This window comes from Mesorhizobium sp. P160187 (assembly GCF_057766425.1).
This window is the reverse complement of sequence record NZ_JBYMDX010000004.1, coordinates 916,156-931,080: the sequence shown is the minus strand read 5'-3', so window position 1 is coordinate 931,080 and position 14,925 is coordinate 916,156. Positions and strand designations below refer to the sequence as shown.

Genomic DNA, 14,925 nt, shown 5'->3' with positions numbered 1-14,925 from the left:
CTGGTGCGATAGAAGCGTGATTTCGAGGTGGAGTAAATTGCGTTTCGTGCTCTGCAGCGGCGCGGGGAGGAATGTTTTTTCAGCGAAGTCGATGGTTCAGTCCGCGGCCGTGCCCCTAAGCAGCACATTCAGCCCGATCGCCATCACCTTGGCCGACTCCACCATATCAGAGATGCCGACCCATTCGTCGGGCCGGTGGGCGAGGTCCAAAATGCCCGGGCCATAGGCGATGCAATCATAGATGTGGCCGATGCGGGCGATGTGCTTCTGGTCGTAAGTGCCTGGTGAAATGACATATTCCGGCTCGCGGTCGAAGATCGCCATGATGCCTTGCGCCACCGCCTTGACCACCGGCGCGTCGCGCTCGGTCATCAGCGGCAGCACCTCCATCAGGTCGCGAATCTCGTAGTCGAACTTTTTGCGCTCGCGCTTCAGCCGGTCGAGGATATCGGTCACCTCGCTCTTGACCGTGGCAAGGTCCTCCTCGAGCAGGAAGCGGCGGTCGATGGTCAGCCGGCAGGCGTCGGGCACGTTGGGTGAGGGCAGGCCGGGGCGGAAATCCTCGGTCTGGCCGCCATGGATCGAGTTGATGTTCATGGTCGAGCGCTTTGCGCCTTCGGGCACGACAGGCATGCGCGTCACCTTGCGGTCGAGCGCCGGAAACAGTTCATCCTCGAAGGCCTGCAGCACGGCGCCCATGTGGCGCACGGCATTGTCGCCGAGGAACGGCATGGAGCCGTGCGCGATCTCGCCCTTGGTCTCGATCTCCGCCCACCAGACGCCGCGATGGCCAAGACAGATGCGGTCCTTGTTTAGCGGCTCGGGGATGATGACGTGGTCGACCTTGGGTTTCGAGAAATAGCCAAGCTTCGCCAGATGGGCGACGCCGCCGAAGCCGCCGGACTCTTCATCGACGGTGCCGGAGATTTCGATGGCGCCAGGAAAGTCGGGGAAAACCTCCATGAAGGCTTCCGCCGCGATGATCGAGGCGGCCATGCCCCCTTTCATGTCGCAGGCGCCGCGCCCGTAGACCTTGCCGTCCTTCACCACGCCGGCAAAGGGATCGACGCTCCAGCCCTCGCCGGCTTCGACCACATCGATGTGAGAGTTGAAATGGACGCAGGCCCCAGGCGAGCGGCCGTCGAAGCGGGCGACGACATTGACGCGGGGGTAGCGGTCGGTGTCGCCGGGCGTGCCTTCGGCGCGGATGAATTCGGTTTCGAAGCCAAGCCTGCCTAGGCGCGCACCTATATATTCGACGCAGGGGCGATAGGCTTCGCCAGGCGGGTTGATGGTCGGGAAGCGGATCAGGTCGGCGGTCAGTGCGACCAGGTCATCAACACGGGCGTCTATCGCTTTGAAGAGTCGTTCGCTCATTCCCGGATTTGAGCAGGCAAGTGGGTGGCTTTGCAAGCATCGCGCCACTGGCGCCGAAACTTCGTGTCGCAGCGGCAACTATGGCGGGAAAATCGTTCAAATTCGCTGCTTTAGATTGGCGAATTTATCAAGGAGTGTGTGCTAGATCACTCACCTGTCGTTAAAAAGATGAAAAACCGCGTGATGACAGGGCAGGCAAGGGGCATCAAAGGGGTTTGATCTCATGACTAAAATCGTTCTCGTGGCAGCTGCTTTTGCGGCGATGCTGTTCGGCACGTCCATCGAAAGCAGGGCTGCCTCGCTGGTGGCCAGCATCGACGTCTCGTCGCAGACCATGACCGTCAGCCAATACGGCCAGGTGCTTTATCGCTGGAGCGTGTCGACCGCCCGCAGTGGCTATTTCACGCCGCGCGGCACCTACCGGCCGCAGCGGACGGCGCGGATGTGGTATTCGAAAAAATACCACATGTCGCCAATGCCTTACTCGGTGTTCTTCCATGGCGGCTACGCCATCCACGGCACCGGCGCGGTCAGGCAGCTGGGGCGTCCGGCATCGCATGGCTGCGTGCGGCTGCACACCGCCAATGCCGCGATGTTCTATGCGATGGTGCGCGAAGTCGGCTTCGGCAATACGCGGATCGTTGTTACGAACTGATTCACTATTGACGAAATACAGTAGGTTTTGTCGGGCGCCAGTATTCCACACCCATCCAGGTGGAATGCGACTGGTTGTGTTCAAGCAACTCTGGCGCCAATGTTGCAGGAATATCGCACTGGCCGTCAGACTCGGCCCGTGCTCCATATTTGATGCTACTTATGCTTGCGTCAGTCGGCAGCGAGGTAGATACCGAACAGGCAAACACGAGGGGCTCTTGATGTATCGACTTATTCTCGGCGCGGCGATTGCCGCGACAACCACATCGGCCTTCGCCGCCGATGCGCCGGTCGTCTTGGACCAGGAACTCACTCAGCCGCATATTTCTGGCTACGTCGAGGCCTATCTCGGCGGACTGTATCTGTCGGCCAGTGGTGGACACTCGACGTCGACGGTGGCCGGCGGTGCCGGTCGCGTCAATTTCCCGATCGATTCCCGCTGGAACATCCAGGCTGATGCGATCATCGATTCGCTTTGGATCGACGATCAAAATCTCTATGGCTATGGCGGCGCCGTTCACGGTTACTGGCGTGATCCCACCGCCTATGCGCTCGGCGGCTTTGCTTCAATCACCGGCTACGGTGGCGACTCTCTTGGCTTTCCGGATGTCTACAGCTTCTCGGTCGGACCCGAGGCCCAAGTCTACGTGGGCAACGCAACCCTCTACGGCCAGGTTTATTATGGTCAGCTGCGGGCCAGCGGGTCATCCGAGCATGCGGACAATTGGGGTGGCCGCAGCGTGGTGCGTTACTTTGCGCTGGACAATCTTCGCTTCGATGGTGAGCTCGGCTTTACGCGACTGTCCCTAGGTGGCGAGCATCTCGATACCGTCACCGCGGCGCTGCAAGCCATGTACCGGTTTTCCGACACGCCACTCTCGGTGTTCGGACGCTATCAACTGGACCACGTATCCATAGCTGGAGAAAACGTGAACATCCATAAATATGTGATTGGTCTGCGCGCAAGCTTCGGGTCGGATACGCTGCTCGACGAAGATCGCAACGGCGCCACGATGGATACATATCGAACGAACTTTGTCACCCCGTTCCTGTAAGATCCAGGTCCGACAGGCTAACGAACAGAAGATCAAACTGGAAAGCCCCGAGGAGAAATCTTCGCGGTTTTTCATTGAGCGTGGGTTTTCTGTCCGCGCAACAGGCAGCAAAAGGCTTAAACCGCTAGCGGGCGGCTTCTTTCGCTTGTCCACGCCGGCGGCGACGCCGGCCTGAGATTTCCCACCTTTTGTGGAACCACATCCACTGTCCCGGATCTTCGCGCACCCAGCGCTCGACCACGTCGGCGAGCAGTTGGGTGGTGGCCGCGACATCGACGCTGCCGCTTTCATTGCGCGGCAAGGTCAGCTTGTCCTCGATCTCGAGGCGGAAGCGGTTGCCTGGCAGCCGCACACATCGCGCCGGATAGACGTCGCAATCATAGTGACGGGCGAGCATGCCCAGAACCGGATTGCTCTGGCATGGGCGGTTAAAGAAGATTGTCTCCAGCCCGCTGGAGAATTTCTGGTCGACCAGCACGCCGATATTGCCGCCTTTCTCCAGAATCGACGCCAGCGCGAAGGAGGCGCCGGTCGAAGACGGCAGCAAGGCGCCCATGCTCGAACGCCGCGTCGAATGGATATAATCCGCGAGGTAAGGATTGTTCGGCGGACGAAACAGCGCCGTGATCTTCATGCCGAACGTCGCGGCAGCCACGGGCAGCAGCTCGAAATTGCCGAGATGGCCGGTGAACAGGATATGCGGTTTGTCCTCGCCGGCTATCTGATGGAAATGATCGGCGCCACCGACTTCGACGCGGCCGGGCGTCGCTGCGTTCGGATCATAGTCGAAGAGCGCATCGAGAAAGATGTATTCTGCGGCGAGCCGGGCCATGTTGCCCCACATGTCGGAGGCGATGGCCTCGATCTCGACATCGCTCTTTTCGGGATAGGCAAGGCGCAGATTGTTGATGGCGACACGGTGGCGCCTGACACGGGGGCCGATGCGGCGGGCCGCGCGGTCGGCAAAATTGAGCGCCCTGTCCGCGGGCAAGAGGCGCAGCAGCGAAATGATCGTCATCGCCGCACGCGCAACCAGCCAGTGCTCCATCTGGCGCAGCCGCCTGCCATAGCGGAACATGAAGTCCCGGCGGGCTTTCTTGAACACCTTGCCGACCATAGCCTAAGAAACGCGCAGAATGATCTTGCCGAACACGTCGCGGCCTTCCATGCGCTTCAGCGCGGCGTCGATGCCGTCGAAGCCGACCTCGGTGTCGATAACAGGTGCTACCTGTCCCGCCGCCATCTTCTGCATGGCGTTGGCCATGTTCTCCATGCGGCAGCCGAAGGACCCGAGCAGCTTCAGCTGCTGCTGGAACAGCTGCATCAGATTGATCTGGGTCGACACGCCGGAGGTCGAGCCGCAGGTGACCAGGCGGCCGCCGCGCTTGAGGCACAGCATCGAGGCGGCAAAGGTGTCGGCGCCGACATGTTCGAACACGACATCGACGCCCTTCTTCCTGGTGAGCTTGCGCACGACGCCTTCGAAACGATCGTCGCGGTAGTTGATGACATGGTCGGCTCCGAGCGCCTTGGCCTTGTCGATCTTGTCGTTGGAGCCGACCGTGGTGATGATGGTGCAACCCATGCGCTTGGCCAGTTGGATCGCCGCCGAGCCGATGCCGGAGCCCCCGGCATGGATGAGGATGGTTTCGCCGGGCTGCAGCTTGGCATTGTCGAACAGCATGTGCTCGACGGTGCCGAAGGTGACGGGGGCGACAGCCGCGCCGACATCGGTCACGCCGGGAGGGGCAGGGACCAGCAGGCGCGCCGGCAGGTTGATCTTCTCCTGCGCAAAGCCGTCGAGATGGAAGCCGTGGACGCCCGAGACATGTTCGCAGAGATTGTCACGGCCTTCGTGGCAGGCGCGGCAAAGGCCGCAGGTGCGCGCGCCGTAGATCGACACCAATTGTCCGGGCAGCAGGCTGGAGACGCCGGGGCCGACAGCCTCGACCTCGCCGGAGGCCTCGGCGCCGACGACCAGCGGCAGCTTACGCTTGGCGAAGGCCATCCCACGCCAGCCCCAGACGTCGATATGGTTCAGCGCCACCGCCTTGATGCGCAGCGTGACTTCGCCCAATGCGGGGGGCGGCGGGGGCGGCAGGTCCACCGTTTCAAGACGGCGGTCCTCGATAAGTTGCAGTGCGCGCATGGGGCCTGTCAGTTCAGTCTGGCTGAAAAAGGTCGCTTAGACCGGTTCCCGCGCCATGACAAGGCAGGTGTTCTGGCCGCCGAAGCCGAACGAGTTCGACAGCACGGTGCCGACTTCGGCATTGCGCTTCTTGTTGGGCACCACGTCGAGCACGATTGCCGGGTCGGGATTGTCGTAGTTGATGGTCGGCGGAATGACGCTTTCGCGCATGGTCATCAGCGAAAACGCCGCTTCGACGGCGCCGGCCGCCGACAGCGTGTGGCCGATCATCGACTTGTTGGACGAGACCGGCATCGAGCCGATGCGATCGCCGAACACGGTCGACAGCGACAGATGCTCCATCTTGTCGTTTTCCGGTGTCGAGGTGCCGTGAGCGTTGACGTAGTCGATCTCGTCCTTGCTCAAGCCGGCATCGGCAAGGGCGGCGCGGACTGCTGCGATCGCCGGCGAACCGTCGGGCTTGGAACGGGTGCGATGGAAATCGTCGGCCTTTTCACCGCAGCCGCGCAGGATACCGAGAACGCTGGCGCCCCGGGCAAGGGCTGCCTCAAGCGATTCCAGCACCAGCGCGCCGGAGCCTTCGGCCAGCACAAAGCCGTCGCGGTCCTTGGAGAAGGGTTTTGACGCCTTTTCCGGGATGTCATTGTGGGTCGACAGTGCCGAGAGCAGCGAAAAGCGGATCAGCGCCTCGGCGGTTGCCGAACCGTCGGCGCCGATCGACAGCGCCCGGTCGCATTCGCCGCGCCGGATCGCCTCGACCCCGAGCTGGATGGCGGTGGCGCCCGAAGCGCAGGCCGTCGACAGCGTGATCGGCAGGCCGCGTGTGCCAAAGCGGTCGGCCAGCCGGTCGGCGATCGCGCCGAACTGCGTGCTTGCGAACGTATCTGTTTCGTTCAGCCCGCGCGCCACCCTGAGCAGCCTTTCGGCGCCAGCGCCTTTGCCGTCGGAATTGTAGAGCGCGAAGCGATCATGCCAGTCGAGCTCGACCGGCGGCGAGGCGAGGAAGAGCGGGCCACCGAAATCAGAGGAATCGAGGCCGGATTCGGCCACCGCCTCATTCGCGGCGGTTTCGGCCAGTTCGTAGGTCAGCAGGCTGGCGCCTTTCGAGCTTGAGTCGAGGAAATCGACCATGCCGGAGATGCGGGTGTTGAGGTGGTCGACGGGAAAGCGGGTGATCGGGTGGATGCCCGATTTGCCGGAGGTCAGTGCCGCCCAGTTATCGGCCTTGCCGATGCCGAGCGACGTTACCACACCGATGCCGGTGACGGCGACGATCGGCCTGCCCATGTGATCTCTGAGATTGGCCATCCGGAACCTCTTAACTTTGCAGCATGATCGCGCAGCGCTGCTTCAAGCAGCAGCGTTGACCAGAGCCATGCCCTCGAATTGGTGATAGCCGATCGCCGTTGCGAGCACGGTTTCGGGAATGCCTTCGAACGGCTTCTCGGCCGCGGCGTCGAATACTGGGTAGGCGGCCTTGCGGTCAACGGCCAGGGCGGCGAGGGCGACCGCGAATGGAAACTGCGCTTCCTTCATATGCCCGGTCAGCGTGGCGAAGCCGCGCGCCGATATCGCCGGATTGGCATCCAGCGCTGACTTTTCGGCTGACGTTGCGGTATGCGCGCCGGAGGCGCCCGACAGGGCAAGCAGCTTGCCGCTTGGGAGAGTTGCCTGTTTGAGCAGTGTCGCGATCTCGGCGTCAAGCTCGCCGCGCGAGCGCCGGGCGCGGCCTGAGACGACCGGTCCGAGCTCGGCATAGATTTTCCGCCCACGGCTTTGCGCGTGTTCGCGCTGCTCCAGCACCAGGAACGCGCCGCCGGAGCCGGAGACCAGGCCGCCGCCCTCGGCGCCCTGTCTCTGCCAGACCGGCTTCCATGGGCCGCGATGCAGATAGCCGGCCAATTCATAGCCGAGCAGCATGTCGGAATGTTCGGTCTGGAAGGCGCCACCTACCAGTATGTGGGTCGACTGTCCGGAGCGGATGCGCGCCGCGGCGGTCTCGACGGCGGCGACGCCGGCACCTTCCTCGCCCATGAAGGTCCTCGACGATCCCGTCACCTTGTGGACGATGGAGATGTTGCCGGCGAGCAGATTGGAGAGCTGGGCCAGGAAAAGCGTCGGCCGCAATTCGGTGGTCAGCTTCTCGTTGAGCAGCACGTCGCGGTCGTTGCGGCTCTCGGACGCGGCGAGGATGGCGGCATCGACCGCCTCGTCCCGCTCGCCGCCGCCGGCAGCGACAACCATGTCCATGGTCGTGCAGAGTTCGTCATTGCCCTTGATGCCGGCGTCGTCCAGCGCCATGCCGGCGGCATAGGTGCCCAGCCGCTGCCAGGTTTCCATCTGCCGCTGGTCGCCGCGCTTGGCGATCTGCAGGTTCCAGTCGATCTCCGGCAGGGGATGCACGGTGTAGGGCCCAAAGCGCGCGGCTTCGAGCACCGGCTCCAGGCCCGGCTGCGCCAGCTTCTGCCAGTGGGTATCCGGACCCTCTCCCAGCGAGGAGACAAGGCCGATACCGGTGATGACGACGTCGCGAGGGCTGCTCATGAGCGGCTTTGTGGGTCAGGCGGCGCAGCCCGTCAAGGCCGCGCGCTTGCCGATATCAGGCGGTCTTGGCGGCGACCAGCGCGTCGATCTTGGCGCACAGGTTCTTCATGACGAAGTAATCGTCGGTCGAAGCCTTGCCGTCATTGACTTCCTGGGTCCACTTTTCCAGCGGCACCTTGATGCCGAATTCCTTGTCGATGGCAAAGACGATATCGAGGAAATCGAGACTGTCGATGCCGAGATCGTCGATCGTGTGGCTCTCGGGAGTGATGGTATCGATGTCGATCTCGCTGGTGTCGGCAATGATCTTGGCGACTTTGTCGAACGTGGTGGACAAGGGCTCTTCCTTCGGTTGCGGGCGGAATCTGTCCGCATCTGGTTTGGGCGCTGTCTAATCGGTTTTTCCCGGCAGGAAAAGGCCTGATGCGCCGGGCGCAGATGGGATGGCCTTCCCATAAAGACAAGAAGGGCCGCCCGACAAGCCGGCGGCCCTCCCAGTTGACGTTACGTCAGCTCAGTTTTCACGGAGCTTGACCACTGGCTTTCTCAGAACGTGACGCGGCCGAGCACGCGCAAGCCATCGCCCTGCGGCTCGACCACCACCGCTTCGCCCTCGCGCGGCGAGACGCCGGTCAGCGCGACGATGTTTTCGAGATGCGTGACCATGACCAGATTGTCGGAACCGGTGTAGGCGCGGATTTCCTTCATCACCGCGTCGAGCTGCGCGGCCTTCTCGGTCGGATCGCTCCTCAGGAGGTCGAGCGGCGCAAAAAGCTCCGGCTCCGCCTCGAAGGCGATGCGGGCAGTGTCGAGGCAGCGGCAATAGCGGCTGGACAGCACCCGCTCGATGGGGGCGGCGCGGGCGCCGAACAAGGCGCCGATCTTGCTCGCCTGCTGCTTGCCGCGCGCCGATAGGTTGACCTGGGTGGCGCAGTTGTCGATGACGAAATTGGCGGGGTCGGTGGTGCCGGTGACCAGCGCGTGGCGAAGCAGCACGACATGGCCGCCGTCACGCAGCAGCGCCCAGCCGGCGTCGGTCGCGTGGGCGACGGCGGGAACAGCAAGCAGGAACAGCGACAGCACAAATCGAATCATCGAAACCTTTTCCGGGAGCCTGATGCCGCTCCGGTCATTCTGATATAGGGATCGGAAAGCCGGCACAAAGACAAGCGAAAGGCGAACCCTCGGTTCGCTTCACATTTTCGCCATTTGCTTCTTCGCCAGCTCGATCTTCTGATCGGTGAGCGGGATAGGGATCGTGTAGCCGGCTTCGGTGAAGCCCTGCTTGGCGTTCTCGAAGAATTCGATCGCCTTGAGATATTCCGGCTTGCCCGCGCCATAGCTGGCGCGGTTCCAGTGGACGTCGCCGATATTGTTCTGCTCGAAGGCCCACTGCAGCGGCTGACTTTCGCGCGTAAACACCTTCAGCGCCGCCGTGAACGCCGCTTCGGCGTCGTTGAGATATTTGTCGGTCCGCTGGAGATTGCCGAGATTGAGCAGGCTCATACCGATGCCATTTTGAGCGTTGGCCCAGTCGACCGGCGCGGCCTCGATGGTGAGTATTTCGAGCGCTGCCCGCCGCGCCGCAATCGAATCCTGCAGCGTCTTGGCATCGCCATTGCTCATGCTCAACCAGTGCAGCGTCGAGCCCAGGCCGGCCTGGGCCATTGCCCATTGCCGCGGGTTCGTCTCGCGCTTGTACTCGCGCAACGCATTGCCGTAGGCGTCGACCGCCTCGCTGTAATGCTCGGGCTTGTCGGTGACGCCGCCGAGAAGCTGCAGCGTGTTGCCGAGATTGTAGTAGCTCATCGCCCAGTCCTGCGGGAACTTCCGCCTGACATAGACCTGCCGTGCCGCCTGGAAGGCTGCCGCCGACTGTTCCAGCTTGGCCGCATCACGGGTGCGCTGACCAAGGGTCTGATAGATCGATCCAAGATTGTTCTGGGCTGACGCCCAGTCCATCGGGAAGCGCTTGCGGGTAAACACCGTCAGAGCGTCGTTGTAGGCAGCTGCAGCTTCTTCCAGCGTAGCCGTGCCCATATCGAAGCGGGCGATACCGCTCAGCGCATCGCCCAGGTTGAGGCGGCTGGTCGCCCAGGACACCGGGAAGGTTTCGCGGGTTCGCACTTCCAGCGCGGCGCGGAAAGCGTTGGCCGCCTCATTGATCTTGGCCTTATCGTTGAGCTGGATGCCAAGGGTGACCAGCGTGTTGCCGAGATTGTTCTCGATCATCGCCCATTCTACCGGCGTTTTTTCGCGCGTGTATTCCTCAAGCGCCAGCCGGTAGGCGGCTTCGGCCTGCTTAAGATGCTCGCCGGTGGGTTCGCGTTCGGAGAGCGCATAGAGGGCGAGGCCAAGATTGTTCTGCGAAGAGGCCCAGTCCAAAGGCAGCTTGTCGCGCGGGCGCCTCTCCAGCGTGGCGCGCATTGCCGCCACCGCATCGTTCAGGCGCTTGGGGTCGCTTTCGCGTTCCCCGATCTTCAGCAGCACATTGGCCAGGTTGTTCTGCGCAGCGGCCCAGTTGCGATCATCTTTCTCGCGCTCGAAAACGGCAAGCGAACCGCGGAAGATCTGCGCTGCCTCTTCCAGATGCGCGGTCTCGGTTTCGCGTTCGCCGATGGTTTGCAGCACGACCGCCATGTTGTTGCGAGTGATTGCCCAATCGCGGTTCTGTTCGCCATTGGGAATGAAGTTCAAGATGACATGATAGGCCTCGATGGACTGTTGTAGTGCATCGAGGTCGCCGGTGGCGTAGCCATAAGCGTTCAGCGCCTCGGCCTCCTGGTTCTTGTAGTTCCAGCGCAGCTTTTCGTCCCACTTCTCGACCAGCGAAAACGCCTTGGCGTAGTCGGTGGCGGCGGATTTGTAGTCGAAGACCAGCGCGGCGGCGTCGGCGCGTTTGGCATAGATGGCGGCGTCGGCGATGCGCTTTTGCCGGAGCAGGTCCTCGGCCTCATCCACCGCACCGCTGTTTTCCTCGATCCGGCCGACCGCGTCGTCGAGGAATTTGCGCGCCGTCACCATGGCGCCCTGGCCTATGGCCTTGTCGGCGGATGCGACCAGGCGACTGATCTCGGGATCGTCGGTGCGTAATGCGGCGCGCTCGGCCATCATCTTCTTCAGACGCTCGGCCTGGCTGTCCAGCACCTTCTGCAGGTCGTTGGGATCCTCAGGGATCTTTTCCGTGCCGAGCGCCTTGAGCACGCCGTAGAGCGCGTCAAGGGGCACGCCGTCCTGGAGAGAAGCCAACTCCACCTGAGCCCGTTTGGGATCGGGCAGGTCGGAAATGGTCAGCAGCAATTGCCGCCTCTCGCCGGTGATCAGCCCGTCGTCGCCGGTCGGTTCGGGCGGCGCGACGCCGAAATAGAGCAGGCGACGCAGGCTCTCGCTGACCCAGGGGCGCTGCTTTGCCTTGGTGTCGAGATAGACCTCCTCGGTTACCATGCGCATGACCGAGCCGAACTCGGTGCCTTTCATCGCGGTGAGGTGGCGCAGCAGGGCGGCGGCGTAGGGGCTGTTTTCGCCGGCGACGCCATCGAGCGCCGGTCGGCCCGGCTCGGCGGCGAAGCCGACCACGGTTCCCAGGCTGGCATCATCCACTGAGGCATCGGCGAGGGCTTTTGCGCCGCGCACCGGTTCCAGCCCGCCGGCGCCGACGGGCTCGGCGGAAGCCGTCGGCCCGCGTCGCACGACCGCGTCCGGCGGAAACGGGTTGGTGCGGCAGGCGTCAAGCAGCACGATCGTCACCGGCATGGTCTTTTTCAGCTCGTCCATGACGGCTGAAATCGGCACCAGCGCCTCACCAGCATTTTTCAACGACGAGACGTCGGCGTCGACCGGCACCAGATAGTTCTCGCCGCCGGCCTCGATGCCGTGGCCGGAATAATAGATGAAGGCTACGTCGGCGCCTTCGGCGTCCTCGACAAACCGATCGAGATCGCGCTTCAGCTTGGCGGCATCGCGATCGGTGACGTTGCGGGCGTCGAAGCCGAGGTCGGTCAGCATCTTGGCCATGTCGCGGGCGTCGTTGGCCGGGTTGGCAAGGGCTGCGATGTGTTCGTATTTCGACTGGCCGATGATCAGCGCCACGCCCTTGAGACTTTTGGTCTCGGCGGCCTGGGCCTCAGATACGCCAAGGCAAAGCAGTATAACGACGAAACCCGCCAGCCACCCCTGTCTGACCAGCCACCCCTGTCTGACCAGCCACTCCCGTCTGAAATGACGCTGTTTCGGCGTCGCGACCATTCTTTGTGTCCGCCCTAATGATCCCAAGCCTGTATAGCGCTGTCACCCGACCATGATCAAATTCAGGCGCCGGCCGGATCGAGGATCGATTTCTGAAGATCAGGGCGATTGCACTGCAATCCGGGCTCGCCTATCCCTGAAAAATGTCGCCGCTCACGGAAACCGTTCTTTTCGTCTTCAGCCTTGTCGCGCTCGGCTATCTCGCCGGGCTCACCGGCTATCTAAAGCCGGCGAGCGGCGAGGGTATCGCCGAGTTCGCCATCAACGTGGCGATGCCGCTTCTGCTGTTTCGGACGATGGTGAATTCCGATTTCCATGGTGTGGCGCCCTGGTCGCTGTGGGGCGCTTACTTCACGGCGGTTGCGATGACATGGACCGCCGGCCATCTGGTGACGACACGGATCTTCGGGCGGGACGCGCGCACCGGCATCGTCGGTGGAGTGTCGTCGTCCTTCTCGAATGTGGTGTTGCTGGGCATTCCCTTCGTTCTCGGCGTATTTGGGTCCAGCGGATTCGAAGTGCTGTCGCTGCTCGTCTCGGTGCATCTTCCGACCATGATGATGGCTTCGATCATCATGTTCGAGATATTTGGCCGCGGTAGCAGCGAGCCCGTACACCCGCTGCGCATCATCCAGAGCTTTCTGAGAAGACTGTTCACCAATCCGTTGATCATCGGCATCCTGGCCGGGCTGGCATGGCGCCTTACCGGCGCGCCGCTGCCGAATCTTGCCACGCGGCTGGTCGATGCGCTGGCTAACACCGCCGGGCCGGTGGCGCTGTTCGCCATGGGGCTCAGCCTGCGCCGTTTCGGCATTTCCGGTAACATCCGACCGGCGCTGGCACTGTCGACGCTGAAACTGTTCCTGATGCCGGCGCTCGTGCTCGGCCTGGTCTGGCTGCTTGGGCTGCCGCCCTTGACGGCCAAGGTGGCGGTCGTGGTGGCGGCGCTGCCGTCCGGCATCAATTCCTATCTCATCGCCGTGCAGTTCAACACCGGCCAGGCGCTGGCGTCGAACCAGATGACCATCGCCACGGCAAGCGCGGTTGTTACAACCGCCTTTTGGCTGACGGTGGTGGTTCATGTCTTTGGGTAGGCTTGGTCTTTTGTAAGGCTGGTCTTTTGTAAGGCTGGTCTTTGGCAAGGCTGGGGCCCAAACTAATTTACATGTGAATTTTCTCTGGCGTTTGGCTGGCCCAAAGCCTATATGCCATCTTGCAATTGCTTGCCGAGCTTGCCCTAGGTAAAGAGCAGTGGCTCAGCGTGTCGGGCATCCAGGCCATTGCGCGCGCTCATCGAAGACATCCACAGACCGGCCCGTCAGTGCGCCGAACGGAGGCTAGACCATGCTGCAGAAAACCAGCCATTTCATGCGCCAGGCCAATCTCATCAATGGCGAATGGGTGCAGGCCGACAGCGGCCAGACGGTCGACGTCAACAACCCGGCCACCGGTCTCAAGATCGGCACCGTGCCGAAGTCGGGCAAGGCGGAAACCCGCCGCGCCATCGAAGCCGCAAGCGAAGCCTTCAAGACCTGGCGCAAGACGACCGCGCTGGAGCGCTCGAAGCTTCTGCGCAAGCTGCATGACGCGATGATGGACAATCAGGATGTGCTGGCCGAACTGCTCACCATCGAGCAGGGCAAGTCGCTCGCCGAATCCAAGGGCGAGATCGGTTCGGCTGCCGCCTACATCATGTGGTTTGCCGAGGAAGGCCGCCGCACCTATGGGGATGTCGTGCCATCACCATGGGGCGATCGCCGCATCCTGGTGACCAAGGAGCCGGTCGGCGTCATTGCCGCCATCACGCCGTGGAATTTCCCCTCCTCGATGCTTGCCCGCAAGCTCGGTCCCGCGCTTGCCGCCGGCTGCACCGCCGTGGTCAAGCCGGCCTCGCAGACGCCGTATTCCGGCCTTGCATGGGGCGCGCTGGCCGAGGAAGTCGGCTTCCCCAAGGGCGTCATCAACATCCTGACGGGCGCCGCCGGCGAAATCGGCGACGAGATCTGCGCCAATCCGCTGGTGTCGAAGATCACCTTCACCGGCTCGACCGAGATCGGCAAGCTGCTGATCCAGAAGTCGTCCGTCACCGTCAAGAAGGTCTCGATGGAACTCGGCGGCAATGCGCCGTTCCTGGTCTTCGACGATGCCGACCTCGATCGCGCCGTCGCCGGCGCCATCACCGCCAAATACCGCAATTCCGGCCAGACCTGCGTGTGCACCAACCGCTTCCTGGTGCAGGCCGGCATCTACGACAAGTTTGTCGAGAAGCTGGCCACCGCGAGCAATGCGCTGAAAGTTGGCTCGGGCCTGGAAGAGGGCGTGCAGCAGGGACCGCTGATCGACGTGAAGGCGGTCGAGAAGGTCGAGGAATTCATCGCCGACGCCACGTCGAAGGGTGGCAAGGTCGTTGCCGGCGGCAAGCGCCACGCGCTTGGCGGCTCATTCTTCCAGCCGACTGTCATCGCCGATGCGAAGCCTGACATGCGCTTCATGAAGGAAGAGATTTTTGGCCCGATCGCCCCGGTGTTCAAGTTCGAGACCGAAGAGGAAGCCATTGCGCTTGCCAACGACACCGAGTTCGGCCTGGCCGCCTATTTCTACACCGGCGATCTCGGCCGCGCCTTCCGGGTCATGGAAGGCCTGAAATACGGCATGGTCGGCGTCAATGAAGGCCTGATCACCACGCCGGAAGCGCCGTTCGGCGGCGTCAAGGAATCGGGCCTCGGCAAGGAAGGCGGACACCAGGGCATCGAGGATTACCTCGACACCAAATATGTCTGCATCGGGGGTCTCGGCCTCTAAATCATTGACGGGGGCAGGCCGCGCGCCTGCCCTTGCCAGACGACATTCAGCCGGACTGGAGCGGTTCAGCGTTTCACGGAAACGCCGAACCGCTCCAGT

At 62.7% G+C, this 14,925-nt stretch carries 12 protein-coding genes; 4 read left to right on the top strand and 8 right to left on the bottom strand.

The annotated features are described in order from the left end of the window. Positions 1-96: 96 nt before the first annotated feature. Positions 97-1,377: an acetylornithine deacetylase/succinyl-diaminopimelate desuccinylase family protein gene (locus AC3CCE_RS21570; protein ID WP_352625919.1), complete on the bottom strand. Its 1,281-nt coding sequence runs from the start codon at positions 1,375-1,377 to the stop codon at positions 97-99. 223 nt (positions 1,378-1,600) lie between these two features. On the opposite strand from AC3CCE_RS21570, the gene AC3CCE_RS21565 reads away from it, so the two are divergent. Beyond that, positions 1,601-2,032: a L,D-transpeptidase gene (locus tag AC3CCE_RS21565; protein WP_352625920.1), complete on the top strand. Its 432-nt coding sequence runs from the start codon at positions 1,601-1,603 to the stop codon at positions 2,030-2,032. 220 nt (positions 2,033-2,252) lie between these two features. Beyond that, positions 2,253-3,086 (top strand): hypothetical protein, encoded by an 834-nt coding sequence (locus AC3CCE_RS21560; RefSeq protein ID WP_352625921.1) that lies wholly within the window; start codon positions 2,253-2,255, stop codon positions 3,084-3,086. A gap of 124 nt (positions 3,087-3,210) precedes the next feature. Here AC3CCE_RS21560 and AC3CCE_RS21555 read toward each other — a convergent pair whose 3' ends face one another. From AC3CCE_RS21555 to AC3CCE_RS21525, 7 genes are all read right to left on the bottom strand, one after another. After that, complete coding sequence (locus AC3CCE_RS21555; RefSeq protein WP_352625922.1) at positions 3,211-4,203, bottom strand: lipid A biosynthesis lauroyl acyltransferase; 993 nt, start codon at positions 4,201-4,203, stop codon at positions 3,211-3,213. Positions 4,204-4,206: 3 nt separating this feature from the next. Then, complete coding sequence (locus AC3CCE_RS21550; RefSeq protein WP_352625923.1) at positions 4,207-5,235, bottom strand: zinc-binding dehydrogenase; 1,029 nt, start codon at positions 5,233-5,235, stop codon at positions 4,207-4,209. A gap of 36 nt (positions 5,236-5,271) precedes the next feature. Beyond that, positions 5,272-6,543, bottom strand: a complete 1,272-nt coding sequence (locus AC3CCE_RS21545) for a beta-ketoacyl-ACP synthase (RefSeq protein ID WP_352625924.1) — start codon at positions 6,541-6,543, stop codon at positions 5,272-5,274. Positions 6,544-6,585: 42 nt separating this feature from the next. After that, on the bottom strand, positions 6,586-7,779 hold the full coding sequence (locus AC3CCE_RS21540; protein WP_023735253.1) for a beta-ketoacyl-ACP synthase: 1,194 nt from the start codon (positions 7,777-7,779) through the stop codon (positions 6,586-6,588). Positions 7,780-7,834: 55 nt separating this feature from the next. Further along, the gene (locus AC3CCE_RS21535; RefSeq protein ID WP_010909964.1) at positions 7,835-8,116 is read right to left on the bottom strand and encodes an acyl carrier protein; all 282 of its coding nucleotides are present in this window, start codon (positions 8,114-8,116) and stop codon (positions 7,835-7,837) included. A 209-nt stretch (positions 8,117-8,325) separates the two neighbouring features. Then, positions 8,326-8,874, bottom strand: a complete 549-nt coding sequence (locus AC3CCE_RS21530; protein ID WP_023670442.1) for a histidine phosphatase family protein — start codon at positions 8,872-8,874, stop codon at positions 8,326-8,328. A gap of 99 nt (positions 8,875-8,973) precedes the next feature. Continuing rightward, positions 8,974-12,024, bottom strand: a complete 3,051-nt coding sequence (locus tag AC3CCE_RS21525) for a caspase family protein (RefSeq protein ID WP_352625925.1) — start codon at positions 12,022-12,024, stop codon at positions 8,974-8,976. Between the two features lie 143 nt (positions 12,025-12,167). Here AC3CCE_RS21525 and AC3CCE_RS21520 point away from each other — a divergent pair, with 143 nt between their 5' ends. Both AC3CCE_RS21520 and AC3CCE_RS21515 read left to right on the top strand, forming a co-directional pair. Then, positions 12,168-13,118: an AEC family transporter gene (locus AC3CCE_RS21520; RefSeq protein WP_023709673.1), complete on the top strand. Its 951-nt coding sequence runs from the start codon at positions 12,168-12,170 to the stop codon at positions 13,116-13,118. A gap of 250 nt (positions 13,119-13,368) precedes the next feature. Then, positions 13,369-14,826: an NAD-dependent succinate-semialdehyde dehydrogenase gene (locus AC3CCE_RS21515; RefSeq protein WP_023707861.1), complete on the top strand. Its 1,458-nt coding sequence runs from the start codon at positions 13,369-13,371 to the stop codon at positions 14,824-14,826. Positions 14,827-14,925: the final 99 nt, after the last annotated feature.

Coding starts and splice junctions, on each gene's coding strand:
- AC3CCE_RS21555 (WP_352625922.1), bottom strand. CDS start 4,203: ATGGTCGGCAAGGTGTTCAAGAAAGCCCGCCGGGACTTCATGTTCCGC.
- AC3CCE_RS21515 (WP_023707861.1), top strand. CDS start 13,369: ATGCTGCAGAAAACCAGCCATTTCATGCGCCAGGCCAATCTCATCAAT.
- AC3CCE_RS21520 (WP_023709673.1), top strand. CDS start 12,168: ATGTCGCCGCTCACGGAAACCGTTCTTTTCGTCTTCAGCCTTGTCGCG.
- AC3CCE_RS21540 (WP_023735253.1), bottom strand. CDS start 7,779: ATGAGCAGCCCTCGCGACGTCGTCATCACCGGTATCGGCCTTGTCTCC.
- AC3CCE_RS21525 (WP_352625925.1), bottom strand. CDS start 12,024: ATGGTCGCGACGCCGAAACAGCGTCATTTCAGACGGGAGTGGCTGGTC.
- AC3CCE_RS21570 (WP_352625919.1), bottom strand. CDS start 1,377: ATGAGCGAACGACTCTTCAAAGCGATAGACGCCCGTGTTGATGACCTG.
- AC3CCE_RS21545 (WP_352625924.1), bottom strand. CDS start 6,543: ATGGCCAATCTCAGAGATCACATGGGCAGGCCGATCGTCGCCGTCACC.
- AC3CCE_RS21530 (WP_023670442.1), bottom strand. CDS start 8,874: ATGATTCGATTTGTGCTGTCGCTGTTCCTGCTTGCTGTTCCCGCCGTC.
- AC3CCE_RS21550 (WP_352625923.1), bottom strand. CDS start 5,235: ATGCGCGCACTGCAACTTATCGAGGACCGCCGTCTTGAAACGGTGGAC.
- AC3CCE_RS21565 (WP_352625920.1), top strand. CDS start 1,601: ATGACTAAAATCGTTCTCGTGGCAGCTGCTTTTGCGGCGATGCTGTTC.
- AC3CCE_RS21560 (WP_352625921.1), top strand. CDS start 2,253: ATGTATCGACTTATTCTCGGCGCGGCGATTGCCGCGACAACCACATCG.